A 24,931-nucleotide genomic window follows, 5' to 3' on the forward strand; every position below is an offset into this window, starting at 1 on the left:
GGTGGGGGTACCTCCCGCTCGAGCGCGGCCGAGAGCAAGGGAGGCCCCCGGCAAGCGCCGGCCGCGGGACCCACCCCCGCCCAGCAGCGACACCGGGCGCCGTCACACGGGCACGTGCACCGAACTCACCCGGCTCGCGACCGACCGCTCCCGCTCCCTGCGCACCGCCCGCCTCCGCAGCCGCAGGATCTGGGTGACCCCCAGCGCCTGCAGCACGAACACGGACGAGAAGGCCACGGCGTAGTCGTCCCCGGTCGCGTCCAGCAGCACACCGACCGCGAACAGCGTCGTCATGGAGGCGACGAAGCCCCCCATGTTGGTGATCCCCGACGCCGTCCCCTGCCGCTCGGGCGGATTCGCCGGCCGTGCGAAGTCGAACCCGATCATCGACGCCGGCCCGCAGGCTCCCAGCACCGCGCACAGCACCACCAGCAGCCACATCGGCGCCGTGTCCGCCGGATAGACCAGAGTGGCCGCCCACAGCACCGCCGTCGCGCCCACCGTCCCCAGCGCCAACGGCAGCCGCGCACCGTGGTGCCGGGCGATGACCTGGCCGTAGACCAGCCCGAAAGCCATGTTGGACAGCACGACGAGGGTGAGCAGCTCACCGGCGGTGGCCCGGGACAGCCCCTGCGCCTCCACCAGGAACGGCATCCCCCACAGCAGCAGGAACACCATCGCCGGGAACTGGGTGGTGAAGTGCACCCACAGCCCCAGCCGCGTCCCCGGCTCCCGCCAGGAGGCGGCGATCTGCCGGCGTACGTAGGCGGCGCCCTGGTGCGGGACGGGCGCCGGCCCCTGCCCCTCGGGATGGTCCTCGAGGAACAGCAGGAGCAGCACGAACACCACGAGGCCGGCCACCGCGCTGCCCGCGAACGCCGCCGTCCAGCCGATGCCGTGCAGCAGCCGGGACAGGACCAGCGTGGAGACGAGGTTGCCGGCCATGCCCGCCAGCCCGGCCATCTGCGCGACCAGCGGCCCGCGCCGGGCCGGGAACCACCGGGTGCCCAGCCGCAGCACGCTGATGAACGTCATCGCGTCACCGCAGCCGAGCAGGGCCCGCGAGGCGAGCGCCATGCCGTACGACGGGGAGAACGCGAAGCCGAGCTGCCCCGCCGTGAACAGCACGACGCCGATGCCCAGCACCTTCTTGGTGCCGAGCCGGTCGACCAGCAGCCCGACGGGTATCTGCATGCCCGCGTAGACCAGCAGCTGGAGGATGGAGAAGGTGGACAGGGCCGAGGCGCCCACGTCGAAGCGGTCGGCGGCGTCGAGGCCGGCCACACCGAGCGACGTACGGAAGATGACGGCGACGAAGTAGACCGAGACGCCGATCCCCCACACGGCGAGGGCGCGCCGTCCGCCTGGGGGCGCCCCCTCCGGGAGAGGATCCCCGGGCAGCGTGCCGCTCATCGCACCTCCCCCCGGGCCAGGTGGGAGAACCATCCGACGTGCCGGTGGACGACGTCGACGGCCGCCTCCGCGTCGCCGGAGCGCAGCGCCCGGAGGATCTCCCCGTGCTCGGCGAGGGTCTTGGCGATCCGGTCCGGGTGGGAGTGCATCACGGCGACGCCCATCCGCAGCTGGCGGTCGCGGAGCTGGTCGTAGAGGCGGGAGAGGATCTCGTTGCCGCCGCTGCGGACGATCTCGGCGTGGAAGCACCGGTCGGTGACGGAGGCCGCGGCGAAGTCGCCGGCGGCGGCCTGCTCCTTCTGCCGGGCGAGCAGCTCCTCCAGACGCTCGACGAGTGCGGGCGGCGCGGGTACGGCCTTCCTGGCGGCGTGCTCCTCGACGAGCAGCCGGGTCTCGACGACGTCGGCGATCTCCTGCGCGGAGACGGGCAGGACGAGGGCGCCCTTCTTCGGATAGAGCCTGATCAGTCCTTCGACCTCCAGCCGCAGCAGCGCCTCGCGCACGGGGGTCCGCGAGACCCCCACGGCCTCGGCCAGCTCGCCTTCGGTGAGCAGCGTCCCGCCCTCGTAACGGCGCTCCAGGACGCCCTGCTTGACGTGGGTGTAGACGCGGTCGGTGGCAGGTGGTTGCTTCGCTGCGGCCATGCTCATGCGGACAGGATAGATACAACACGCACGCATGGAAGAATCCATCCACGATGCGGACCCGGAGAAGTCGGAAGCGACCCCCGATTCACGTACAACCATCCGCACGCACCGCGCGTCAGAAAGACGCGGCCCCTTCATGGGCCGCACCTCAACTCGGCCGCAGGGTACGGCCATTCCAGGCAATCGGGGTATTCGACTTGAAGATCGACATTCAGGGCTTCCGTGTCCGCAGAGCCGTCGGCGTCGCCGTGACCACCGGCGCCCTGCTCGCCTCCGGAGCCCTCTACGCCGCGCCCGCGCAGGCCGCCGCCGCGCCGTCCATCGTCGCCAAGGGCGGCTTCGTGATGAACAACGCGAACGGCAAGTCGCTGTACACGAAGGCGGCGGACACGCGTCGTTCGACCGGCTCGACGACGAAGATCATGACCGCGAAGGTGGTGCTGGCGCAGAAGAACCTGAACCTCGACACCAAGGTCACGATCCAGAAGGCGTACAGCGACTACATCGTGTCGAAGAACGCCTCGTCGGCGCGGCTGATCGTCGGCGACAAGGTCACCGTGCGCCAGCTGCTGTACGGGCTGATGCTGCCGTCCGGCTGCGACGCCGCGTACGCGCTGGCGGACAAGTTCGGTTCGGGCTCGACGCGTGCGGCGCGCGTGAAGTCGTTCATCGGCAAGATGAACTCCGAGGCGACGAAACTGGGGCTGAAGAACACCCACTTCGACTCGTTCGACGGCATCGGGAGCGGCAAGAACTACTCGACGCCGCGCGATCTGACGAAGATCGCGAGCAGCGCGATGAAGAACTCCACGTTCCGCTCGATCGTGAAGACGAAGAAGTACACGGCGAAGACCACGACCAAGACGGGCAGCACCCGCACGATGGCGCCGTGGACCAACACCAACACGCTGCTCAGCAGCTACAGCGGCACGATCGGCGTGAAGACCGGCTCGGGCCCGGAGGCCAAGTACTGCCTGGTCTTCGCCGCGACCCGCAACGGCAAGACGGTCATCGGCACGGTCCTCGCCTCCTCCTCCGCCACCCAGCGCGAGAAGGACGCCAAGAGCCTCCTGGGCTACGGCTTCGGCAAGATCTGACCCACGCGGTCGCATGCGGAAGGGGCCCACCGGTACCGGTGGGCCCCTTCCGCATGCCTCGCTCCGACCTCCGCCCTGCACATGTCCGCCGGTCGACACAGCCGTTTCGGTCGGCTTCGCTCGCAATCGTGAACATCATCGGACCGGCTGGCATATGCGTTCCGACCCGCCCTACGTTCCGCAGCGGAGGTGGTTCACATGAACGAACCCAGCAAACGACAGAACTCCGCCGATCGGCACGAGGCGATCGACGTCAGCGACTTCGTGTACGCGGCGACCGGCGCCCGGGTGCGGAGGCTGACGATGCCGGACGGGACGCACTGGTTCCCGGCGGTGGACGTCTGCAAGGAACTCGGCCACACCAACTCCCGGAAGGCGCTCGCAGACCATGTTCCGGACGAGCACCGAGAGATTCTCGAGACCGTAACTGGAGGTTACGGTCTCAGCGTTCCCGCAGGTAGAGAGTGGCGTCGAGACTTGCAAGTCATCTCTCCGCAAGGTCTCATCCTTCTTGTCAACGCCTGCACCAAACAGGCCTGCGCCCCCTTCAAGCAATGGGTCGCCGAAGTGATCGAGACCGTTCAGCGTGAGGGCTCCTACTCCCTCGACGAGGCCGAGGTGCAGCCCTCCGAGCCCGGTGCCCCCATCGCCTACGCCATGCCGGAACAGGTCGCCGAGGCCATCGTCCGGCTCGAAGCACACCACCTTCAGTTGGACGAGGAGCTGGCGAACGGGCAGCGTGAATCGGTCGCGTTGCAAAGGGAGATGCCGGCCATGCAGCGGGAAACGCCGGTCACGCAACAGGCCACGCTCTCCGTCCAGCAGGCCACCCTCGCCGTGCAACAGGCCATGGTCCGGGCGACGGAACGCATCGCGGACCGGTTCGACACCCTCGTCCTCGCACGTCGGGCGCCCACGGCTCTCCTCACCGCGCGGCCCACCACCGAGTCGGTGCTCGTCGAGAAGGGTGAGCTGCGCGAGCCGCTGGGGTCGATCGCCGCCCGTACGGGCTTTCCGCGCGCCGCGTCAACGAGTGCCTGAGGCTGCTGCGCAGGCACGCCTGTATTCGCTCGCGGGGCGGGGCGGAGGACGCCGCTCCGGTGTACGTGCTCCCGTAGGGCCGGTACAGCAGGAGGGGCGTCGCAATCCGAAGTTGCGGCGCCCCTCCTGTCCCGTGAACCCAGCGGTTCACAGCCCTCATGCCCAGCTGATCAACCGCTTCGGCTGCTCCAGGATCGCCGCCACGTCGGCCAGCACCTTGGAGCCGAGCTCGCCGTCGACCAGGCGGTGGTCGAAGGAGAGGGCCAGGGTGGTGACCTGGCGGGGCTTGACCTTGCCCTTGTGGACCCACGGCTGGGGCTTGATCGCGCCGACCGCGAGGATCGCGGACTCGCCGGGGTTGAGGAGCGGCGTGCCCGTGTCGACGCCGAAGACGCCGACGTTGGTGATCGTGACCGTGCCCGCCTGCATCGCGGACGGGGAGGTCTTGCCCTCCCTGGCCGTGGACACCAGTTCGCCGAGGGACTCGGCCAGTTGCGGCAGCGTCTTGGCGTGGGCGTCCTTGATGTTCGGGACGATCAGGCCGCGCGGGGTGGCCGCCGCGATGCCCAGGTTGACGTAGTGCTTGACCACGATCTCCTGGGCCGCCTCGTCCCACGACGCGTTGATCTCCGGGTTCCGCTTGATCGCGACCAGCAGGGCCTTGGCGATCAGCAGCAGGGGGTTCACGCGCAGGCCCGTGAACTCCTTGTCCTGCTTGAGCTCCTCGACCAGCTTCATGGTGCGCGTCACGTCGACCGTCACGAACTCCGTGACGTGCGGCGCCGTGAACGCCGAGCCGACCATCGCCGCCGCCGTGGCCTTGCGGACCCCCTTGACCGGGATGCGGGTCTCGCGGGCCGTGTCGTACGACACCGGGGCGGCCGAGGCGGCCGGGGTGGCCGGAGCGGGTGCGGACACGGGGGCGGGCTGCTCCTGCGGGGCCTGGACCGCCGCCACCGCCGCGTGGACGTCCTCGCGGGTGATGACGCCGTCCGGGCCGGTCGGGACGACCGTCGTCAGGTCGACGCCCAGGTCCTTCGCCAGCTTGCGCACCGGCGGCTTCGCCAGCGGGCGCGACACGCCTTCGACGGGGGCCGGCGCGTGCCCGTTCAGCTCCTGCTGGACCGCTGCCGCCGCCTGCTGGACAGCGGCGTCCGGGGCCGGCGCCCTGCGGGGGCGGCGGCGCGTCGAGGACGTCGCCACGCCGTAGCCGACCAGGACCGGCTGGCGGGCCGCCGGCTTCTCCTCGGGCTCCGCGGCGGGAGCGGGGGCGGGGGCAGGGGCCTCCTCCGCCGCCGGGGCCGCACCGCCCGCGACGTCCACCGCGATGATGGACGTGCCCACGTCCACCGTGGTGCCCTCGGGGAAGTGCAGCTCGCGGACCACCCCGTCGTAGGGGATGGGCAGTTCGACGGCCGCCTTCGCCGTCTCGACCTCGCAGACCACCTGGCCGTCGGTGACCGTGTCACCCGGCTGGACGTACCACTTGAGGATCTCGGCCTCGGTGAGGCCCTCGCCCACGTCCGGCATCTTGAACTCGCGTACGGACGCGTTCGTCATCGTCGTCACGACCCTCTCCTCAGTACGCCAGCGAGCGGTCGACGGCGTCCAGCACCCGGTCCAGGTCCGGGAGGTAGGACTCCTCCAGGCGGGCCGGCGGGTACGGGGCGTGGTAGCCGCCCACCCGCAGCACCGGGGCCTCCAGGTGGTAGAAGCAGCGCTCCGTGATCCGGGCGGCGATCTCCGCGCCGGAGCCGAAGAACACCGGCGCCTCGTGGACGACGACCAGCCGGCGGGTCTTCTCCACCGACGCCTGGATCGAGTCGAAGTCGAGCGGGGAGACCGAGCGCAGGTCCAGCACCTCCAGGGAGCGGCCCTCCTCGGCCGCCGCGTCGGCGACCTCCTGGCAGAGCTTCACCATCGGGCCGTACGCCACGAGCGTGAGGTCCGTGCCCTCGCGCACCACCCGCGCGGTGTGCAGCGGGCCCGGGATCGCCTCGGTGTCGACCTCGGCCTTGTCCCAGTAGCGCCGCTTGGGCTCGAAGAAGATCACCGGGTCGTCGCTCTGGATGGCCTGCTGCATCATCCAGTAGGCGTCCGACGCGTTCGACGGCGACACGATCTTCAGACCGGCCACGTGCGCGAACAGCGACTCCGGGGACTCCGAGTGGTGCTCCACCGCGCCGATGCCGCCGCCGTACGGGATGCGCACGACGACGGGGAGCTTGACCTTGCCCAGCGAGCGGGCGTGCATCTTCGCGAGCTGCGTGACGATCTGGTCGTACGCCGGGAAGACGAAGCCGTCGAACTGGATCTCCACCACCGGCCGGTAACCGCGCAGGGCCAGGCCGATCGCGGTGCCGACGATGCCCGACTCGGCGAGCGGGGTGTCGATGACACGGCTGTCGCCGAAGTCCTTCTGCAGCCCGTCCGTCACCCGGAACACGCCGCCGAGCTTGCCGACGTCCTCGCCCATGACGAGGACCTTGGGGTCCGCGTCCAGGGCGTGCCGCAACGACTCGTTGATCGCCTTGGCCAGGGCCATGTTCTTGGATGTCACGGTCTCCGCCATGTCACTTACCCCCGTCCGCGTCCGCGAACGACGCCTGGTAGGCGGCGAACTGCGCACGCTCCTCGTCCACGAGCGCGTGTCCGTCCGCGTACACGTTCTCGAAGATGGCGAAGTGGTCCGGGTCCGGCATGGCACGGACCGCTTCGCGCACTCGTTTGCCCAACGCCTCGCTCTCGGTCTCCAGTTCCGCGAAGAATCCCTCGTCCGCGTGGTTTGAGGACTCCAGATAGCGGCGAAGGCGCAGGATCGGGTCCTTGGCCTCCCAGGCCAGGCGCTCCTCGTCGCCCCGGTAGCGGGTCGGGTCGTCGGAGGTGGTGTGCGCGCCCATGCGGTACGTGAACGCCTCGACCAGCGTCGGACCCTCACCGGCGCGCGCCCGCTCCAGGGCCCACTTGGTGACGGCCAGGTTCGCCAGCACGTCGTTGCCGTCCACCCGGACGCCCGGGAAACCGAAGCCCTGCGCGCGCTGGTACAGCGGCACGCGGGACTGCTTCTCGGTCGGCTCGGAGATCGCCCACTGGTTGTTCTGGCAGAAGAACACCACCGGGGCGTTGTAGACCGCGGAGAAGGTGAACGCCTCGGCCACGTCGCCCTGGCTGGACGCGCCGTCGCCGAAGTAGGCGATGACCGCGCTGTCCGCGCCGTCCTTGGTGACGCCCATCGCGTAGCCCGTGGCGTGCAGGGCCTGCGAGCCGATGACGATCGTGTACAGGTGGAAGTTGTTGCCGTTCGGGTCCCAGCCGCCGTTGTTCACGCCGCGGAACATGCCGAGCAGGTTGGTCGGGTCCACCCCGCGGCACCACGCGACGCCGTGCTCGCGGTAGGTGGGGAAGACGTAGTCGTCGTCGCGCAGCGCCCGGCCGGAACCGATCTGCGCCGCCTCCTGTCCGAGCAGCGAGGCCCACAGGCCCAGCTCGCCCTGGCGCTGCAGGGAGGTGGCCTCGGCGTCGAAGCGGCGGGTGAGCACCATGTCGCGGTACAGGCCACGCAGGTCGTCGGCGGTGACGCCGGCGACGTACTGGTCGAACTCGGCGTTCTTGACGCGCTTGCCCTCGGGCGTCAGCAGCTGGACGAGGGCGGGCTCGGCGCTCTTCCCGGCGCCGGCGGCCTTCTTGGTGGTGCGGGTGGTGCGCTTGGTGCCGGTGGTGCCGGCCTTGCTTCCGGCGCTGCGTCGCGGTGTGCGCGCGGCAGTGCTCTCCACGGTCACGTGTGCTCCTCCGTCGGTCCGGCCCCCGGGGTTGCCGGTAGGCCAGTGCGGCTCACCTGTTCTCGACCACCGGGCACGGGGTGGGTGCCACTCGACCGGGAACAGGCGTGACAGGTGCCCCGGCGAGCGCCCTGCAAGAGGAACGTTACCCAGTGCTCCACATCTCTGTGAAACCCCTCTGACCTGCGATTTTGCTTGGATTTCCAAGTAAATCGGGGAAGGTGCCGAAGGTGCGCTGGTCACAGCCTCGCAGGAGGCCGGAGCAACGGCACGTTATCCCGGCCACCCCGGACACGGGAAGGGTCGAGTTTCGCGCCCGGAAGTGGTACGCGGCGCGGGGTGAGCGGGGGTGCGGCCGGAGCCGGCCGGGGTCAGCCGGCGGTCACACCCTCGACGCTGCCCGTGCCGGCGTTCTCGGTGCCGGCGTCCCCGGTGCCGCCGTCTCCGGTACCACCGTCCCCGGTACCACCGTCCCCGGTGCCACCGTCCCCGGTGCCACCGTCCCCGGTACCGCCGTCCCCGGTGCCGCCCGACTGGGTCGGCTGCGAGGACGTCGGCGGGTCGGCCGGCGCCTCGGTCTCCGTCTCCGTCTGCGGCGCCGACGGCGTCACGGGCGGCGTGTACGGCTGGTTCCAGTTCCCGCCGGAGCCCGTGCCCGGGTCGGTCTCGGTCTCCGTGCCCGGGTCGGTGGTCTCCTCGGTCGCCTCGTCGCTCGGGCTCTCGCTGGCCTTCTCGTCCTCGGTGCTCTGCGTCACGGACGGAGACGTGTCGGTCTTGCCGCCGCCCCCACCGCCACCGCTGTTGTTCATCGCCAGCGCCACGCCCGCCGCGACGGCGATCACCGCGAGCACCGCGAGGATCCACAGCTTGCCGCGACCGCTGCCCTTGTTGCCGTGGCCCTCGAAGCCGCCGTCGTCCCCGCCGCCGTACCCGGTGGGCAGGATGGGCTGCGGGATCGCCGCCGTGCCGGAGACGTCCGGGTGCGGCATCGCGGTCGTGCCCGCGAAGCCGGCCGCCGGGGTGCGCGGGCCCTCGTGCATCTCCACCGGGCCGGTGTTCCAGGTGCCGGTGTGGCCGCCCTGCTCGTAGAGCATCTGCAGCGCGTACTGGATCAGCCCGCGCATCTCCTCGGCCGTCTGGAAACGGTCGTCGGGCTCCTTGGCGAGGGAGCGCATGACCAGCCCGTCCAGCTCCGGCGGGCAGGCGTCCGAGGCCTCCGACGGGGGCGTGGGGATGTCCTGGACGTGCTGGTAGACCACCGACAGCGGTGTCTCCCCCGTGAAGGGGGGCCGCAGCGCCAGCAGTTCGTACATCAGGCAGCCGGTGGCGTACAGGTCGGACCGGTGGTCGACGGCCTTGCCGAGGGCCTGCTCCGGCGAGAGGTACTGCGGGGTGCCCATGACCATGCCGGTCTGGGTCATCGTCGTGGACGCGCCGTGCAGCGCGCGGGCGATGCCGAAGTCCATCACCTTCACGGCGCCGTTGTGGGTGATGATGACGTTGGCCGGCTTGATGTCGCGGTGCACGATGCCGTGCTGGTGCGAGTAGGCGAGCGCCTCCAGGACGCCGGAGACGATGATCAGCGCCTGCTCGGGGCCCGGGGCCTCGGCGTTCATCAGCAGGTCGCGGATGGTGCGGCCCTCGACCAGCTCCATCACGATGTACGGCACCGACTGGCCGCCGACGACGTCCTCGCCGGAGTCGTACACGGCGACGATCGCGTGGTGGTTGAGACCGGCCACCGACTGCGCCTCGCGCGTGAAGCGCGCCTTGGAGACGGGGTCCTCGGCGAGGTCGGCGCGCAACAGTTTGACGGCGACGGTGCGCCCGAGGCGTACGTCCTCCGCGGCGAACACCTCGGCCATGCCGCCCCGGCCGAGCCGGTGGGTGAGCCGGTACCGGCCGTCGCCGACGAGCCCGCCGTTGCCCCAGTTGTCCGGCGCGTCCGAGATGCCGCCGCCAGTCGCCTCGGGGTCGGACGGGCCCTGAGCGCGCTGCTGCTGTGCCATCAGTCCTCGCCGTCGTTTCTGCCCGCGGTGCGCGCGGTGTTGTCACGGTCTTCGTCGGCCACGCTACAGCCTCAGCGTGTGCCCCCGGTCCGGGACGGGCTGCCAGGACCGCCACGAGACGGACCGGTCATGAAACCCTCACTCCGTACTGTCGTGCAAATTCCGTGGACCGGCAGTAGGCCCCCTGTAACGCTTCCGCGACGCTTCGTCCGCGTACGGTCACGGAACGGGCACCGCGCTTGACGTGTCCGTGGCCTGGGGCAGACTTGGCCGGGAATGGTGCATCGGACCCACGACGGATCGGTCACCGAAGACGGCGCCGGAGAGGCTACGGGGGAAGCGGAACATGAGCCAGCACGGCGCACAGGGCCGAGGCGCGGGGCGGGCGCTCGCCGGCGGACGCTACCAACTGCGGGACCTGCTCGGCCAGGGCGGCATGGCCTCGGTCCACCTCGCCTACGACAGCGTGCTCGACCGTCAGGTCGCCATCAAGACGTTGCACACGGAACTCGGCCGGGAACAGGCCTTCCGCGAGCGCTTCCGCCGCGAGGCCCAGTCCGTGGCGAAGCTCACGCACACCAACATCGTCTCGGTCTTCGACACCGGCGAGGACGACGTGGACGGCATGACGACGCCGTACATCGTCATGGAGTACGTCGAGGGCCGCCCGCTGGGGTCCGTGCTCGACGAGGACGTGCGGCAGCAGGGCGCGATGCCCGCCGACAAGGCGCTGAAGATCACCGCGGACGTCCTGGCGGCCCTGGAGATCAGTCACGAGATGGGGCTGGTCCACCGCGACATCAAGCCGGGCAACGTGATGACGACCAAGCGCGGTGTGGTCAAGGTCATGGACTTCGGCATCGCCCGCGCCATGCAGTCCGGCGTGACGTCGATGACGCAGACCGGCATGGTCGTCGGCACCCCGCAGTACCTCTCCCCGGAGCAAGCGCTCGGCCGGGGCGTGGACGCCCGTTCCGACCTGTACTCGGTCGGCATCATGCTGTTCCAGCTGGTCACCGGGCGGCTGCCGTTCGACGCGGACTCGCCGCTGGCCATCGCGTACGCGCACGTGCAGGAGGAGCCGCCGGTCGCGTCCTCGGTCAACCGTTCGCTGCCGCCGGCCGTGGACGCGCTGATCGCCCGCGCGCTGAAGAAGAACCCGAACGAACGTTTCCCCAGCGCGGAGTCCATGCGCGCGGAGTGCCTGCGGGTCGCGCAGTCCTTCCACGCGGCCCCGCCGAGCATCGTCCCCGGTGCGCAGGCGCAGAGCGGCGCGGGCGTCGGTTCCGCGGTGTTCCCGCCGGTCGACCAGGCGACCCCGGCGCCCACGGGCACCGTGCAGACGCCGTACCAGCCGGCGCCGGCGCCCCACCCGTACGGCACACCGGCGCCGCCCGCGCCCTCCCCGGCGTACGGCTACCCGCAGCAGGGCGGCTACCAGGCGCCCGTACCGTCGCCCTACGCGCCGCAGCCGGGGCCGCAGACCCCGCCGCCGTACGACCTCACGCCCCAGGCGTCCGGCCCGGGCGGCGGCCGGAACAAGCCGGTGATCATCGGGTCGGTCGTCGTCTCGCTCGTCGCCGTCGGCGGCCTGATCACGACGCTGCTGATGAACGGCGGCGAGGATGATCCGCAGGCCGGCGGCGGAGGCGGCGCTTCGGCCTCGGCGTCGGCGTCGGCGGCCAAGGCGGAGGGCTACCGCGGGCCGGACACGTCGAAGAAGATCGACAAGGAGGAGTGCGAGGAGCCGGAGGAGTCGTACAACGACCCCGACAAGGTCCGGCTGCCGAACTTCAAGTACAAGTACATCGGGTCCGTGAAGGAGTGCTTCCAGGCCGCCGGCTGGAGCGACATCAAGATCCTCAAGGTGGACGAGAACACCTACGGCGAGGGCTCCGTCCGGGAGCAGTACCCGCCGGCGGGCTCGGACGTCGACCCCGAGGACATGCCGCAGATCACGCTCAAGGTCTCCACGGGCAACCCTCCGTCCTGATCCCGGCCGTACGCGGCACGGCGAAGGGGCCCGGCATCCGATGCCGGGCCCCTTCGCGTCGTCCGTGTCGTTCTTCTCGTCCGGGCGGGGAGGGTGGGGCGGTTACAGGTACGGGCCGCCCGAGCGGCCGCCCGGGTGCGGGTCCTCCAGGCCGTCGCCGACACCCGGCGGGAGGGCGCGGCGCATCTGCTCCAGCTGGGCGCGCGCGGCCATCTGCTGGGCGAACAGCGTGGTCTGAATGCCGTGGAACAGGCCCTCCAGCCAGCCCACCAGCTGGGCCTGCGCGATCCGCAGTTCGGCGTCGCTCGGGGTGTTCTCGTCCGTGAAGGGCAGGGAGAGCCGCTCCAGCTCCTCGACCAGCTCCGGGGCCAGACCGTCCTCCAGCTCCTTCACCGAACTGGCGTGGATCTCCTTGAGGCGGACCCGGCTGGCCTCGTCCAGGGGAGCCGCGCGCACCTCTTCCAGCAGCTGCTTGATCATGCTGCCGATCCGCATGACCTTCGCCGGCTGCTCCACCTGCTCCGTGAGCGGGGTCTCGCGCGAGTCCTCGTCCCCGGTGCCGCCGCCGAGCGCCATGCCGTCCTGGCCGACGACCAGGATCTGCGGATTCTCCGGTGATCGTTCGTTCCTCGGCATCTCCATGCCGCCATTGTCGCGCACGCCCGTACCCCGCTCGGGCGGTGCCCCCGGAAGCGGGGCTCTTCCGTGGGGGTCCACCCGACGGCCGTATCCGGAATGCCGGGAGCATCCGGGAATGACAGGCTGTTGGGCGTCCATCCGGCCCATCTTGCCGACGGTGTGACCGAGCACCGGTCGGCGCGGGAGGTCACGGTCGTGACTTCATGGCTGCGTGTAGCGGGGGCGACGGTCGTTCTGGCGGCGGGGGCGGCGGTGATGCCGTACGGCCCTGTCGCGGCGCCCCCGGCGTACGGGATCGACGGCGCCGCCCCCACGTCCCCGTTCCCCTCGTCGACGCCCTGGGCGTCCCCTTCTCCACACTCCTCGCCGCCCTCTTCGTCGCACTCCGGGGAGCCGCCGCGGGCCGGGGACCGGCCGGCTGGGGGCCACGACCGGCCGGGCGAGGACCACGACCGGCCGGGCGAGGACCACGACCGGCCGGATGAGGGCCACGACCGGCCGGATGAGGGCCACGACCGGCCGGGGCGGCACGAGGCGGCCGAGAGGGAGTCGCGGGAGCGTGAGCACCGCGACCGGGACGGAGCGGGCGACGGGGACGCCGGTGCCGTACCGCGGAGGCACGGGCACGCCGAAGGCGTGGGCGACCGGCCCGACGCGGCCGGCGTGCCGCGCCCGGGGGACGCCGGGGCCGGGTCCCGGGCGCCCGGCGGGGACGGCACCGTCCCGCGGACACCGGCGTCGCCGGCAACGGTCCCGACGCCCTCCGCGACCTCACGGGAGGCGGAGTCGCCGAACGCGGCCGCCTCCACCGGGCCCGTCCTGCGCATCCTGCCGCTCGGCAGCGGGCTGATGCTCATCGGACTCGGCTTCGGCCTCGCCGTCGTGGCCCTGCGCATGCGCCAGGGGCGCGGCACTCCCTGAACACCGGGCGGAGCCCCGCCGGGAACCTCCCGACGGGCCACCGGGGCACGCGCACGGCGGTGCCGTCCCCGGTGGGCCGGAAACGGGGACGGACCCCGGCCCGCCGGATTCAGTTCGGCGTGACCAGCAGGACCTTGCCGATGTGGCCGCTCTCCTCCACGACCCGGTGGGCGGTGGCCGCGTCCGGCATCGGGATCTCACGGTCGATGACGGGGCGGACCCGGCCGCCGGCGACGAGCGGCCAGACGTGTTCGCGTACGGCCGCCACGATCGCCGCCTTCTCCTCCTGGGGCCGGGCGCGCAGCGAGGTCGCGCTGACGGCGGCGCGCTTGCCGAGGAGGGCGCCGATGTTCAGCTCGCCCTTCGCACCGCCCTGCATGCCGATGATGGCGAGCCGGCCGTTGACGGCGAGGGCCTGGACGTTGCGGTCCAGGTACTTGGCGCCCATGTTGTCGAGGATGACGTCCGCGCCGGCGCCGTCGGTGGCCTTCTTCAGCTCGGCGACGAAGTCCTGCTCGCGGTAGTTGATCAGGATGTCGGCGCCGAGTTCGGCGCAGCGCTCCAGCTTCTCCGTGGTGCCCGCGGTGACGGCGACCCGCGCGCCGACGGCCTTGGCGAGCTGGATCGCCATGGTGCCGATGCCGCTGGAGCCGCCGTGCACGAGGAGGGTCTCGCCGGGACGGAGGTGGGCGACCATGAAGACGTTGGACCAGACCGTGCAGACGACCTCCGGGAGCGCGGCGGCCTGGTCGACGGTGAGCCCCTGCGGGACGGGCAGCAGCTGCCCGGCCGGAACGGCGACCTTCTCCGCGTAGCCGCCGCCGGCGAGCAGCGCGCAGACCTCGTCGCCGACGGCCCATCCGCTCACCCCCTCGCCGAGCGCGGCGATCCGTCCGGAGCATTCGAGACCGGGGTGGGGGGAGGCGCCGGGCGGGGGGTCGTAGAAGCCCTGCCGCTGGAGGATGTCGGCCCGGTTGACGGCGCCGGCCACCACCTCGACCAGGACCTCGCCGGGACCGGCCACGGGGTCGGGGACCTCGTCCCACACCAGCGCCTCGGGCCCACCGGGTTCGGGAATCGTGATCGCATACATGAAGGGACGGTACCCCTGGGGCGGGAGTGCGTGCCGGATCGAGCCGTTCGGAAATCCGTGTGCGGGAGCGATGAGTCTGCGCGACCGTAGAAGTCTGTCCCCGCGTAGCCCGAGCACGCGGAAGGACCCGAAGCATGAGCACGCAGACGTCCGGCCCGGCGATCGAGACCGCCGGCCCGGTCAAGACCTTCGGTGAGACACGGGCCGTCGACGGCGCCGATCTCGTGGTGCCGGCCGGCACGGTGTACGGGGTCCTCGGACCGAACGGCGCCAGCAGGACCACCACCGTGAAGATGCTCGCCACCCTCCTGCGGCCCGACGGCGGCGAGGCCCACGTCTTCGGTCACGACATCGTGCGCGAGGCCGACGAGGTGCGCGGCCGGGTGAGCCCCACCGGCCAGTACGCGGCCGTGCGGGCGCAGGCAGCCGACCTCAGCCGCGGAACGGGCGGATGTCGGGCGCGATCTGCGTGCCCGGCGTCGCCCGCACGATCGTGATCAGCCGGTCCGTCAGCTCCAGCGTCCCGACGTCCTGATCGTCGTAGCCGAGCACCCGGTGCCCGCGTACGACGCTCACCACCAGGTCGCCGATCTCGCGGGGCACCTTGCCCACCTCGGCCTTTATGACCGGCCGCTCGACGATGTCGAGCCCGGAGCCCTGCTGGATGAGGTCCTCCATGACCATGCCGGCCGAAGGGCTGAGCACGGACAGGCCGAGCAGCCGTCCGGCCGCGCTGGCGCTGGTGATGACCGCGTCGGCGCCCGACTGCTTCAGCAGCGGGGCGTTCTCCTCCTCGCGCACCGCGGCCACGATCTTCGCGCCCCGGTTGAGCTGTCGTGCCGTCAGTGTCACGAGGACCGCCGTGTCGTCGCGCTGTGTCGCGATGATGATCTGCCGGGCCCGCTGCACCTCGGCCCGCTTCAGCACCTCGCTGCGCGTGGCGTCCCCTATGACACCCGCGTAGCCGTCCGCCGTGGCCGCGTCGATCGCCTTCTCGCTGGGGTCGACGACCACGACCTGTTCCTTCCTGAGCCCGGTCGCGCAGACGGTCTTGATCGCGGACCTGCCCTTGGTGCCGAACCCGACGACGACGGTGTGATCGCGCAAGGCGGACCTCCAGCGGTTCAGTCGCCACTCCTCCCGCGTGCGTTCGGTGAGGGCCTCGAGGGTGGTGCCGACCAGGATGATCAGGAACAGCACGCGCAGCGGCGTGATGACGAAGATGTTGGTGAGCCGGGCGCCGTCGCTGACCGGCGTGATGTCGCCGTACCCGGTGGTGGAGAGGGTGACGGTCGCGTAGTAGAACGCGTCGAGGAGATCGATGGACCCGTCGGAGTTGTCGTTGTAACCACCGCGGTCGGCGTACACGACGAACGCCGTCACCACCAGCACCGCCAGGGCCCACGACAGCCGTTTGGCGACCTGGCGGACCGGGTGCTCCACCAGTTTCCTCGGGAGTTTCACCCGATGGGTCACCAGGTGTTCGTCCGCCTGGCGAGCGATGACGTCCTGGCCCGGAAGTTTCACGTGAAACACACCCCGATCCCCCCGGACGTCCAGGGCAGGTCGAGCAGTTCCGTCTCCTGGCCGGGCCGTGCTCCGCCGGGAGGCACGATGGCGAGCGCGTCGGCCGCCGCGATGCCGCGCAGCATGGCCGGGCCGTTGTAGAGCAGCGGCAGCGCCCGGTCACCGTGCAGGGCGACGGGGACCAGCCGGGTGTCGTGCGGGTGCCCCTGCACCCCGTCCCGCAGCGGCAGTGTGTACGGCTCGGGGGCGGGGCGGGCCGCGAGGGTGCGCAGCAGGGGTTCGGCGAGGGTGAGCAGGCCGGACACGGCGGCGAGGGGGTTGCCGGGCAGACCGACGAGGTGCCGGCCGTCCTGGGTGCGGGCCAGGAGCATGGGGTGGCCGGGGCGCACCTTGACGCCGTCCACGAGGAGTTCGGCGCCGATGCGGCGCAGCGCGGGATGCACGTGGTCGACCGGGCCCGCGGCGGTGCCGCCGGTGGTGACGACGACATCGGCGTCGGACGCCGTGATGGCCTCGTACAGCGCCTGTTCGGTGTCGCCGATCCGGCGTACGGCGGTCACCTCCGCGCCGAGTGCGCGCAGCCAGGGCGGCAGCAGCGGGCCGAGCGCGTCCCGGATCAGCCCGTCGTGCGGCAACCCCTCGCCGAGCAGTTCGTCGCCGAGGACGAACACGTCGGCGCGGGGGCGGGGGACGGCGGTGAGCGTGTCGTATCCGGCGGCGGCGGCCATGCCCAGGACGGGCGGGGTCACCGGGGTGCCCACGGGCAGCAGCTGGTCGCCGCTGCGGCACTCCTGGCCGCGGGGGCGGATGTCCTGGCCGTGGGTGACCGTGTGCGGCGGCCGGGCGGCGGCGGTGACGTGCAGCCGGCCCTTGTCGTCGGTACGGCCGTGTTCGCTGCGGAGCACGGCGGTGGTGTCCGGGGGGATACGGGCGCCGGTGGCGATGCGGACGGCCTCGCCGTCGGTGAGCGGCGCGTGCGCGGTGTGCCCGGCGAGGACGCCCTCGTCCCGCACGGACCAGGGGCCGGGGCCGGACACCGCCCAGCCGTCCATCGCGGAGGTGTCGAAGGAGGGCAGATCGGTGAGGGCGGTGAGGGGGGCGGCGAGGGTGAGACCCAGGGCGGAGGCCAGGGGGACGGCGACCGGGGTCAGGCAGCCGGTGCGACCGCCGTGGCGCGGGGCGCGTTCGGCGATGGCGCGGGCGTCGGGCCAGGCAGTGGCGTCGTGGTGCGGGTGGCGGGGGGTGTCCGTGGTGCCGCCGGGGTGCTTCCTCACGAGGGCGAGCGCCTCCTCGACGTCGAGGTCGTCGGCGTTCTTGTCGGCCCGGGCGGCGCGCGGGGTCATCAGGCGTCCGGCCGGGTGTCGGGGGTTTCGGGGGTGGCGTCGGGGGTTTCGGGGGTTTCCTCGTCGGCCCAGCGCAGGGCGAGTGCCGCGGCCTTGCGGGCCGCCTCGGCGACGGCCTCCCGGTCGCCGCCCGCCCGTGCGGCCGCGTAACCGACGAGGAAGGTGGTCAGCGGCGCGGCGGGCCGGGCCACCCCGTGGGCGGCGTCGCGGGCGAGGTCGAGCAGTACACCGGTGTCGACGTCCAGGTCGATGCCCAGCTCGTCCTTGACCGCGGAGATCCATTCATCCAACACGTGTCCATGCTCCCTGATGCGTGCCCTGGCGGTGGCGATGTCGTCCCAGGTGTCGCAGTCGAAGGACGCCACCGGGTCGGAGATACGGGTGAGGTCGAGCGAACCGGTCAGCCGGCGCAGGGGCAGCCCGGTCAGCTCGCCGTGCCGACCGGTGAGCGCGGCCAGTCCGCGGCGCAGGGATCCGGTCCGGTACGCGGCGACGAGCGGCTGGTCCCGGCCGTCGGAGTCGGTCAGCAGCACGCCGTCGGCGGCGCCGTGGCGAAGGGGCGTCAACAGCCCCCGTACCGTGCGGTGACCGAGGAACGGCAGGTCTGCGGAGAGCACGACGACCTGGTCGGCCGTGGTGTGCCGGAGCCCGGCGGCGAGCGCGGCCAGGGGTCCGCCGCCGGGGGGTTCCTCCCGGGCCCAGACCACGGGCCGGACGGTGGGGCGGGGGTCGGCGACGACCACCGTGGTCCGGGCGTCGGCGCAGGCCGTGAGCACCCGGTCGAGCAGCGACCGTCCGCCCACCCGCACCCCGGGCTTGTCCGAGCCGCCGAGCCGCCGTGCGGCGCCGCCGGCGAGTACGACGGCGTCGTACACGGAGCCGGGGTCGCCGAAGAGGCCCCCGGAGGGACCGTCGGGAGGTTCACCGGAGGGACCGCCGGGTGGCTGATGCTCGGTCACCCTCCGAGTATGCGTCTCCCCCGCGATCACAGGGAACGCGGGGGCACCGGGACGCGACCGGGGAGACCGGCGGCTCGAAGCGGACTCACAGCGTCCGCAGCAGCACCGCCGGTTGTTCGACGCAGTCCGCCACGTACCGCAGGAAGCCTCCCGCGGTACCGCCGTCGCAGACCCGGTGGTCGAAGGTGAGCGAGAGCTGCACGACCTGCCGCACCGCCAGCTCGCCCTCGTGCACCCAGGGCCTGGGGACGATGCGGCCGATGCCGAGCATGGCGGCCTCGGGGTGGTTGATGATCGGTGTGGAGCCGTCGACGCCGAACACCCCGTAGTTGTTCAACGTGAAGGTGCCGCCCGTGAGCTCCGCGGGCGTCAGCGTGCCGGACCGGGCCGCCCCGGTCAGCCGGGCGAACTCGGCCGTGAGCGACTCGGCGTCCCGCGTGTGCGCGTCCCGGACGACGGGGACGACCAGTCCCCGGTCGGTCTGCGCGGCGAAGCCGAGGTGCACGTCCGCGTACCGGACGATCTCCCTGGCCCCGGTGTTCACCGAGGAGTTGAGCTCGGGGAAGCGGGCGAGCGCGGCGGTGCAGATCCGGGCCAGCAGGGCGATGACGGATACCTTCGGCCCGCCGGCCGCGTTCATGGCGGCCCGCGTGCGCATCAGTTCGGTCGCGTCGGCGTCCACCCAGCAGGTCGCGTCGGGGATCTCGGCGCGGCTGCGGGAGAGCTTGTCGGCGACGGTTCCGCGGATGCCCTTGAGGGGGACGCGGGTGACGCCCGGGGATTCCGCGCCCGGTGCCGGCCCGCTCGCCCGGTCGGTCCGCGGACCCGGTTCACCGGCCGCCGCGCCCGGACGGCCCTGGGCGGCCGCGGCGCGCAGGGCGTACTCCACGTCCGCGCGGAGGATCAGCCCGTCGGGTCCGGAGCCGGTCATCTCCCGCAGGTCCAGGCCGTTCTGCCGGGCCAGCCTGCGCACCAGGGGCGAGATCACGGGGACGGGACCGTCCACCGCGCCCGGGGCGCGGGTCCGTGCGGCGGCGGGCTCCGCGGTCCTGACCTGCCCGTTCGTCGCGGGTGCGGCGGGTGCGGCGGATGCGGCAGGGGGCGCGGGGGGCGCGGGGGCCGCCTGCGGCGGACGGACGCGGCGGCGCCGGGCCGGCGCCTCCGCGGTGCCGTAGCCGACCAGGACGTTGCCGGAGCCCTCGGTGGCCGGGGTCCGGCCGCGCGCGCCACCGGATTCGGCGGGGCCCGCGGCGGCGGCCGGGCCGCCGTCGGCCGGCTCGCCCACCGCCACCGTCAGCAGCGGGGCGCCGACCGGCAGTTCCGTGCCCTCCGCGCCGAAGCGGGCCGTGACGACACCGCTGTACGGACAGGGCACGTCCACCATCGCCTTGGCCGTCTCGACCTCGACGACCGGCTGGTCCACGGCGACGACGTCACCGACCTCGACCAGCCAGCGCACGATCTCCGCCTCGGTGAGCCCCTCCCCGAGGTCGGGCAGCTTGAACTCCAGCACCTGTGCCATCAGCTCTCGGCCTCCCACTGCAGACGCCCCACGGCGTCCAGGATCCGGTCCACGCCGGGCAGGTGGTGGCGCTCCAGCATCGGCGGCGGGTACGGCAGGTCGAACCCGGCCACACGCAGCACCGGCGCCTCCAGGTGGTGGAAGCAGCGCTCCGTGACCCGGGCCGCGATCTCCCCGCCCGGGCCGCCGAAGCCACCCGACTCGTGGACGACGACCGCGCGTCCCGTCCGCCGTACCGAGGCGCACACCGTCTCGTCGTCGAACGGCACCAGGGAGCGCAGATCGACCACTTCGAGGTCCCAGCCCTCGGCCCGGGCCGCCTCGGCCGCCTCCATGCAGACGGGCAGCGACGGCCCGTACGTGATGAGCGTGGCGCTCCGCCCCGAGCGCCGCACCACCGCACGGCCTATCGGTTCGACGGCCGTCGGTTCCTCGGGGTTCCAGGCGTCCTTCGACCAGTAGAGCCGCTTGGGCTCCAGGAAGACGACCGGGTCGTCGGAGGCGATGGCGGCGCGCAGCAGCCCGTAGGCGTCGGCGACGGTGGCGGGCGTGACGACATGGAGCCCCGGAGTCGCCATGTAGTACGCCTCGGAGGAGTCGCTGTGGTGCTCGACGCCGCCGATGCCGCCGCCGTAGGGGACGCGGACGGTGAGCGGCAGGGGCATCCTCCCGCGCGTGCGGTTGCGCGTCTTCGCGACGTGCGAGACGAGCTGCTCGAACGCCGGGTAGGCGAACGCGTCGAACTGCATCTCCACGACCGGGCGCAGCCCGTACATGGCCATGCCGACGGCCGTGCCGAGGATGCCCGCCTCGGCCAGCGGGGTGTCCGTGCAGCGGTCCGCGCCGAACTCCTCGGCGAGTCCGTCGGTGACCCGGAAGACACCGCCGAGGGTGCCGACGTCCTCGCCCATGACGTGCACGGACGGGTCGGCGGCCATGGCGTCGCGCAGGGCGCGCGTGAGGGCCTGCGCCATGGTGGCCGGCTTGACGGCGACGGTGGTCATCGCTGCGCCCCTTCCGGCTCGGCCTCGGCCGCCAGCTCGGCCCGCAGCTGCTCCCGCTGCTCCAGGAGCTGGGGGGTGGGCTCGGCGTAGACGTGGGTGAAGAGGTCCATGGGGTCCAGGGCCGGGTCCTCGTTCATGCGGGCGCGCAAGGAGGCGGCCAGGGTCTCGGCGTCCTGGCGGGCGGCCTCGACGCCGGCCTCGTCGAGCAGGCCGCGCCCGGTCAGTTCGCGCTCCAGCAGGACGATCGGGTCGTGCTGCTTCCAGGCCTCGACCTCGGCGTCGCCGCGGTAGCGGGTGGCGTCGTCGGCGTTGGTGTGGGCCTCCACGCGGTACGTGATCGCCTCGACCAGGGTCGGGCCGCCGCCCGCGCGGGCGCGGCGTACGGCGGCGGCGAGGACCTCGTGCACGGCGGCGGCGTCGTTGCCGTCCACCAGGCGGCCGGGCATGCCGTAGCCGACGGCCTTGTGGGCCAGCGACGGGGCGGCGGTCTGCTTGGCGAGCGGTACGGAGATCGCGAAGCCGTTGTTCTGGACGAGGAAGACCACCGGGGCCTGCCAGACGGCCGCGAAGTTCAGCGCCTCGTGGAAGTCTCCCTCGCTGGTGCCGCCGTCGCCGACCATGGCGAGCGCGACCACGTCGTCGCCCTTGAGGCGGGCGGCGTGCGCCAGCCCGACGGCGTGCGGCAGCTGGGTGGCGAGCGGGGTGCTGAGCGGGGCCACGCGGTGCTCGTGGGGGTCGTAGCCGGTGTGCCAGTCGCCGCGCAGCAGGGTGAGGGCCTCGACGGGGTCCACCCCGCGCGCGATCACCGCGAGGGTGTCGCGGTAGCTCGGGAAGAGCCAGTCGTGCTCCTCGAGGACGAGCGCGGCGGCGACCTCGCAGGCCTCCTGGCCGGTGCTGGAGGGGTAGACCGCGAGACGGCCCTGCTTGGTGAGGGCGGTGGCCTGCGCGTTGTAGCGGCGGCCCTTCACCAGCTCCGCGTACAGCCGGCGCAGCAGCTCCGGGTCGGCCTCGGCGGCCTTCTCGGTGCCGAGCACGCGGTACGGCTCCGCGTCGGGCAGCAGCGGCACGGGGTCGGTACGGGGCTGCCAGGCGGGCGGCGGGGTCGGCCGGTAGGCCCCCCGCTGCTCCGTGACCGTCATGACGGCACCTCCTCGTGGGATGTCGGAGGCACGGCGTCTGTGACGTGCCTCACCAACCGATTGTTCGGTCGTCGGCGCATTTTGGCTACGGGTGGCACCAGGCTGTGGACAAACGGTTCTCCACAACCTGAGATGGGTGCAGGACGTCCACGGCGGAGAGGTGGGGGCAGGTGGCATCTGAACAAATGGCCGAGGGCCGGGAGGGGGGCGGGCCGCTCGCTCCCGCGCGGCCCCTGGACGCCATCGACCAGGACATCCTGCGGATGCTCCAGGCGGACGGCCGCGCGTCCGTACGCTCGGTCGCCGAGCGGGTCCACGTCTCCCGCGCGAACGCGTACGCGCGGATCAACCGGCTGGTCGAGGACGGTGTCATCCGCGGTTTCGGGGCCCGCGTCAACCATGAGCGGGCCGGTCACGGGACGTCCGCGTACATCACCCTGAAGATCGTCCAGAACAGCTGGCGCACGGTCCGCGAGCAGCTCCGGCGGCTTCCGGGCGCCTCGCACATCGCGCTGGTGGGAGGCGATTTCGACGTGCTGCTGCTGGTGCACACCCCCGACAACCGGGCGCTGCGCGAGCTGGTGCTCACCCGGCTCCAGGCGATCCCCGAGGTGCTGAGCACGCGCACCCTGCTGGTGTTCGAGGAGGAGGACCTGGAACCGCAGGGGTGAGCGGCCGGGGCCGAAGAGCCCCGGGGCGGGTTCAGGACGCCTTGCGCAGCCCTCCGAAGGCCAGCTGGGCCACCGCGTCGGCCACCTCGCGCTCGCTCATGCCGCGCCCGTCCGGCCGGTACCACTCCACGATCGAGTTGATCATGCCGAAGACCAGCCGGGTCACCAGGCGCACCTCTATGTCCTCGCGCACGTCCCCGTCGGCCGCCGCGGCCTTCAGCAGCGCCGCGACCCGGTGGTCGAACTCGCGCCGCCGCTCCAGCGCCCACCGCTCGGTGTCCGTGTTGCCGCGCACCCGCAGCAGCAGCGTCACGTACGGCAGCTCGGCGATCAGCACCTCGACCATGCGCCGTACGACGTACTCCAGCCGCTCGGCGGCGCGTCCCACGCGCGCGTGCTCCTCGTCGAGGATGGCGAAGAGCCCGTCCAGGGCCCGGCTCACCGCGCGGCGCAGCAGTTCCTCCTTGCCGGCCACGTGGTGGTAGATCGACGACTTGGAGATGCCGGCGGCCCTGGAGAGGTGCTCCATGGAGGTGCCGTCGTAGCCGCGCTCGTTGAACACCTGGACGGCGACGGACAGCAGCGTCTCCGGGGTGTACGTGTCGCGCCTGGCGGTGGTCACGGGGTGTCCTCCCTCTCGCCGGTGGCGCACGCGTACTGGTAGAGCGCGAGGGAGGGCGCGTAGCGGCCGGACTGGTCGATCTCGTGCATCTCGTCCAGCAGGGCGCCGGCCCAGCCGCGGCCGAGGCGGCGGCTCCACTCGAAGGGCCCCAGGGGGTAGTTCACACCCAGCCGCATCGCGGTGTCGACGTCCTCCTCGGTGGCGACGCCCTTGGCGACGGCCTCGACCGCGAGGTCGATGATCCGGGCCACCGTCCGCGCGACGATCATTCCGGGGACGTCCCCGATGACGCTGACCTTCTTGCCGAGCGCCTGGAACAGCCCGGTGGCCTCGGCGACGGTCCGCGCGGAAGTGTCCTGGCAGTGGGACAGGGCGATGCGGGTGGCCGCGCGGTAGTCGAGGGCGAGGTCGAAGTAAACGACGTCGCTGAACTCCACGGAGGCCTGGCCGTCGGCGAGGACCAGCTGGCCGCCGCCGGGCAGCACCAGACGGGTGCCGTCGTCCTCGTCCTTCTCGCGCACCTCGACGCCCGCCTCGCGGATCAGGGCGAGGAGCTCCGAGGCGGGCCCCAGATCGCCCTCGGCGACCACGTACGCGGGCGGTTCGGCGGGCTCCGCGGTGTGCGGCTCGGGGCGCTCGGCGCCCTCCCGGTGGTCGTACCAGCCGTGGCCGGTCTTGCGGCCCAGGCGGCCGGACTCGACCAGGCGGCGCTGGGCGAGCGAGGGGGTGAAGCGGACGTCCTGGAAGAAGGACCGCCACACCGAGTGGGTGACGGACTCGTTGACGTCCTGCCCGATGAGGTCGGTCAGTTCGAAGGCGCCCATCCGGAAGCCCCCGGACTCGCGCAGCACCGCGTCGACGGTGGCCGGGTCGGCGCCCTGGGACTCGTACACCGCGAAGGCCTCGGCGTAGAAGGGCCGGGCGACGCGGTTGACGATGAAGCCGGGGGTGTCGGCGCAGGCGACGGGCGTCTTGCCCCAGGCGCGGGCCGTCTCGTACGCGCGCGTGGCGTACGAGACGTCGGTGGCGAAGCCGGAGACGACCTCGACCAGCGGCAGCAGTGGCGCGGGGTTGAAGAAGTGCAGGCCCACGAAGCGGCCGGGCACGCGCAGGGCGCCGCCGATCGCGGTGACCGACAGGGAGGAGGTGTTGGTGGCGAGCAGGCAGTCGTCGGAGACGACGTCCTCCAGCGCGCGCAGCAGCTCCTGCTTGACGTCCAGGCGCTCCAGGACGGCCTCGACGACCAGGGCGCAGTCGGCGAGCGCGGCGAGTTCGCCGACGGGCCGCAGACGGGCACGGGCCGCGTCCCGCTCGGCGGCGGTGAGGCGCTCCTTCTCCACCAGCCGGTCGAGCCGGGCGCCGATCGCGTCGGCCGCCTGGCGGGCCCGGCCGTCGACGGCGTCGTACAGCCGCACGGGATGGCCCGCGACCAGCGCGACCTGGGCGATTCCCTGCCCCATGGTGCCGGTGCCGACCACGGCCACGGGACTGCTGAGGTCGAGTGCTGTCATG

General features: G+C 72.5%; 20 protein-coding genes and 2 pseudogenes. 6 read left to right on the plus strand and 16 right to left on the minus strand.

The genetic code is table 11. The features are described 5' to 3' along the window. Positions 1-102 precede the first annotated feature (102 nt). Together ADK41_RS28760 and ADK41_RS28765 are read right to left on the minus strand one after the other, a co-directional pair. Positions 103-1,413: an MFS transporter gene (locus tag ADK41_RS28760; protein WP_030819955.1), complete on the minus strand. Its 1,311-nt coding sequence runs from the start codon at positions 1,411-1,413 to the stop codon at positions 103-105. After that, positions 1,410-2,063 carry a GntR family transcriptional regulator gene (locus ADK41_RS28765; RefSeq protein ID WP_030819961.1) on the minus strand — a complete coding sequence of 218 codons (654 nt, stop codon included), beginning with the start codon at positions 2,061-2,063 and terminating at the stop codon, positions 1,410-1,412. Before ADK41_RS28765 ends, ADK41_RS28760 begins: the two co-directional genes overlap by 4 nt. Positions 2,064-2,257: 194 nt before the next feature. On the opposite strand from ADK41_RS28765, the gene ADK41_RS28770 reads away from it, so the two are divergent. Both ADK41_RS28770 and ADK41_RS28775 read left to right on the plus strand, forming a co-directional pair. Continuing rightward, positions 2,258-3,157 (plus strand): D-alanyl-D-alanine carboxypeptidase family protein, encoded by a 900-nt coding sequence (locus ADK41_RS28770; protein ID WP_030819962.1) that lies wholly within the window; start codon positions 2,258-2,260, stop codon positions 3,155-3,157. 198 nt (positions 3,158-3,355) lie between these two features. After that, positions 3,356-4,275: pseudogene (locus ADK41_RS28775) on the plus strand (BRO-N domain-containing protein). A gap of 79 nt (positions 4,276-4,354) precedes the next feature. Here the strand turns inward: ADK41_RS28775 and ADK41_RS28780 are convergent. From ADK41_RS28780 to ADK41_RS28795, 4 genes are all read right to left on the minus strand, one after another. Then, complete coding sequence (locus ADK41_RS28780) at positions 4,355-5,767, minus strand: dihydrolipoamide acetyltransferase family protein (RefSeq protein ID WP_030819963.1); 1,413 nt, start codon at positions 5,765-5,767, stop codon at positions 4,355-4,357. A gap of 10 nt (positions 5,768-5,777) precedes the next feature. Next, positions 5,778-6,770 carry an alpha-ketoacid dehydrogenase subunit beta gene (locus tag ADK41_RS28785; RefSeq protein WP_030819965.1) on the minus strand — a complete coding sequence of 331 codons (993 nt, stop codon included), beginning with the start codon at positions 6,768-6,770 and terminating at the stop codon, positions 5,778-5,780. A 1-nt stretch (position 6,771) separates the two neighbouring features. Continuing rightward, the gene (pdhA, locus tag ADK41_RS28790; protein ID WP_030819966.1) at positions 6,772-7,977 is read right to left on the minus strand and encodes a pyruvate dehydrogenase (acetyl-transferring) E1 component subunit alpha; all 1,206 of its coding nucleotides are present in this window, start codon (positions 7,975-7,977) and stop codon (positions 6,772-6,774) included. A gap of 371 nt (positions 7,978-8,348) precedes the next feature. Beyond that, complete coding sequence (locus ADK41_RS28795; protein WP_030819968.1) at positions 8,349-9,986, minus strand: protein kinase domain-containing protein; 1,638 nt, start codon at positions 9,984-9,986, stop codon at positions 8,349-8,351. Between the two features lie 346 nt (positions 9,987-10,332). On the opposite strand from ADK41_RS28795, the gene ADK41_RS28800 reads away from it, so the two are divergent. Further along, positions 10,333-11,979 (plus strand): protein kinase domain-containing protein, encoded by a 1,647-nt coding sequence (locus ADK41_RS28800; protein WP_030819970.1) that lies wholly within the window; start codon positions 10,333-10,335, stop codon positions 11,977-11,979. A 102-nt stretch (positions 11,980-12,081) separates the two neighbouring features. Here ADK41_RS28800 and ADK41_RS28805 read toward each other — a convergent pair whose 3' ends face one another. Next, positions 12,082-12,621, minus strand: coding sequence for a bacterial proteasome activator family protein (locus ADK41_RS28805; RefSeq protein ID WP_030819972.1), 540 nt, complete (start codon positions 12,619-12,621; stop codon positions 12,082-12,084). 192 nt (positions 12,622-12,813) lie between these two features. Here ADK41_RS28805 and ADK41_RS41830 point away from each other — a divergent pair, with 192 nt between their 5' ends. Next, entirely contained in the window at positions 12,814-13,539 is a 726-nt protein-coding gene (locus ADK41_RS41830; RefSeq protein ID WP_159043994.1) for a hypothetical protein, read from the plus strand. 109 nt (positions 13,540-13,648) lie between these two features. On the opposite strand, the gene ADK41_RS28815 is transcribed toward ADK41_RS41830, so the two are convergent. Then, entirely contained in the window at positions 13,649-14,632 is a 984-nt protein-coding gene (locus tag ADK41_RS28815; RefSeq protein ID WP_030819974.1) for an NAD(P)H-quinone oxidoreductase, read from the minus strand. 134 nt (positions 14,633-14,766) lie between these two features. Between ADK41_RS28815 and ADK41_RS28820 the strand changes: the two are divergent. Continuing rightward, positions 14,767-15,045: pseudogene (locus ADK41_RS28820) on the plus strand (ATP-binding cassette domain-containing protein); the annotation flags it as partial. Positions 15,046-15,064: 19 nt separating this feature from the next. Here ADK41_RS28820 and ADK41_RS28825 read toward each other — a convergent pair. The 6 genes from ADK41_RS28825 to pdhA (ADK41_RS28850) form a co-directional block, all read right to left on the minus strand. Next, complete coding sequence (locus ADK41_RS28825) at positions 15,065-16,159, minus strand: potassium channel family protein (protein ID WP_030819979.1); 1,095 nt, start codon at positions 16,157-16,159, stop codon at positions 15,065-15,067. Next, positions 16,156-17,502: a molybdopterin molybdotransferase MoeA gene (locus ADK41_RS28830; RefSeq protein WP_030819981.1), complete on the minus strand. Its 1,347-nt coding sequence runs from the start codon at positions 17,500-17,502 to the stop codon at positions 16,156-16,158. Before ADK41_RS28830 ends, ADK41_RS28825 begins: the two co-directional genes overlap by 4 nt. Beyond that, a complete protein-coding gene (locus ADK41_RS28835) occupies positions 17,502-18,461 on the minus strand; it encodes an NTP transferase domain-containing protein (RefSeq protein WP_030819983.1) in 960 nt (319 codons plus the stop codon). Before ADK41_RS28835 ends, ADK41_RS28830 begins: the two co-directional genes overlap by 1 nt. A gap of 85 nt (positions 18,462-18,546) precedes the next feature. Continuing rightward, positions 18,547-19,983 (minus strand): dihydrolipoamide acetyltransferase family protein, encoded by a 1,437-nt coding sequence (locus ADK41_RS28840; protein WP_030819985.1) that lies wholly within the window; start codon positions 19,981-19,983, stop codon positions 18,547-18,549. Continuing rightward, the gene (locus tag ADK41_RS28845) at positions 19,983-20,987 is read right to left on the minus strand and encodes an alpha-ketoacid dehydrogenase subunit beta (protein ID WP_030819987.1); all 1,005 of its coding nucleotides are present in this window, start codon (positions 20,985-20,987) and stop codon (positions 19,983-19,985) included. Before ADK41_RS28845 ends, ADK41_RS28840 begins: the two co-directional genes overlap by 1 nt. After that, positions 20,984-22,126 (minus strand): pyruvate dehydrogenase (acetyl-transferring) E1 component subunit alpha, encoded by a 1,143-nt coding sequence (pdhA, locus tag ADK41_RS28850; RefSeq protein WP_030819990.1) that lies wholly within the window; start codon positions 22,124-22,126, stop codon positions 20,984-20,986. The genes ADK41_RS28845 and pdhA (ADK41_RS28850) overlap by 4 nt, the downstream gene beginning before the upstream one ends. 185 nt (positions 22,127-22,311) lie before the next feature. Between pdhA (ADK41_RS28850) and ADK41_RS28855 the strand changes: the two genes are divergently transcribed. Continuing rightward, on the plus strand, positions 22,312-22,797 hold the full coding sequence (locus tag ADK41_RS28855) for an Lrp/AsnC family transcriptional regulator (protein WP_030819992.1): 486 nt from the start codon (positions 22,312-22,314) through the stop codon (positions 22,795-22,797). Between the two features lie 31 nt (positions 22,798-22,828). Here the strand turns inward: ADK41_RS28855 and ADK41_RS28860 are convergent, their stop codons facing one another. Together ADK41_RS28860 and ADK41_RS28865 are read right to left on the minus strand one after the other, a co-directional pair. Next, positions 22,829-23,419, minus strand: a complete 591-nt coding sequence (locus tag ADK41_RS28860; protein WP_030819994.1) for a TetR/AcrR family transcriptional regulator — start codon at positions 23,417-23,419, stop codon at positions 22,829-22,831. Then, positions 23,416-24,930: a 3-hydroxyacyl-CoA dehydrogenase gene (locus ADK41_RS28865; RefSeq protein WP_030819996.1), complete on the minus strand. Its 1,515-nt coding sequence runs from the start codon at positions 24,928-24,930 to the stop codon at positions 23,416-23,418. Before ADK41_RS28865 ends, ADK41_RS28860 begins: the two co-directional genes overlap by 4 nt. Position 24,931: the final 1 nt, after the last annotated feature.

The sequence above is a fragment of the Streptomyces caelestis genome (assembly GCF_001279005.1).
In the GTDB taxonomy this organism is placed as follows: domain Bacteria; phylum Actinomycetota; class Actinomycetes; order Streptomycetales; family Streptomycetaceae; genus Streptomyces; species Streptomyces heliomycini.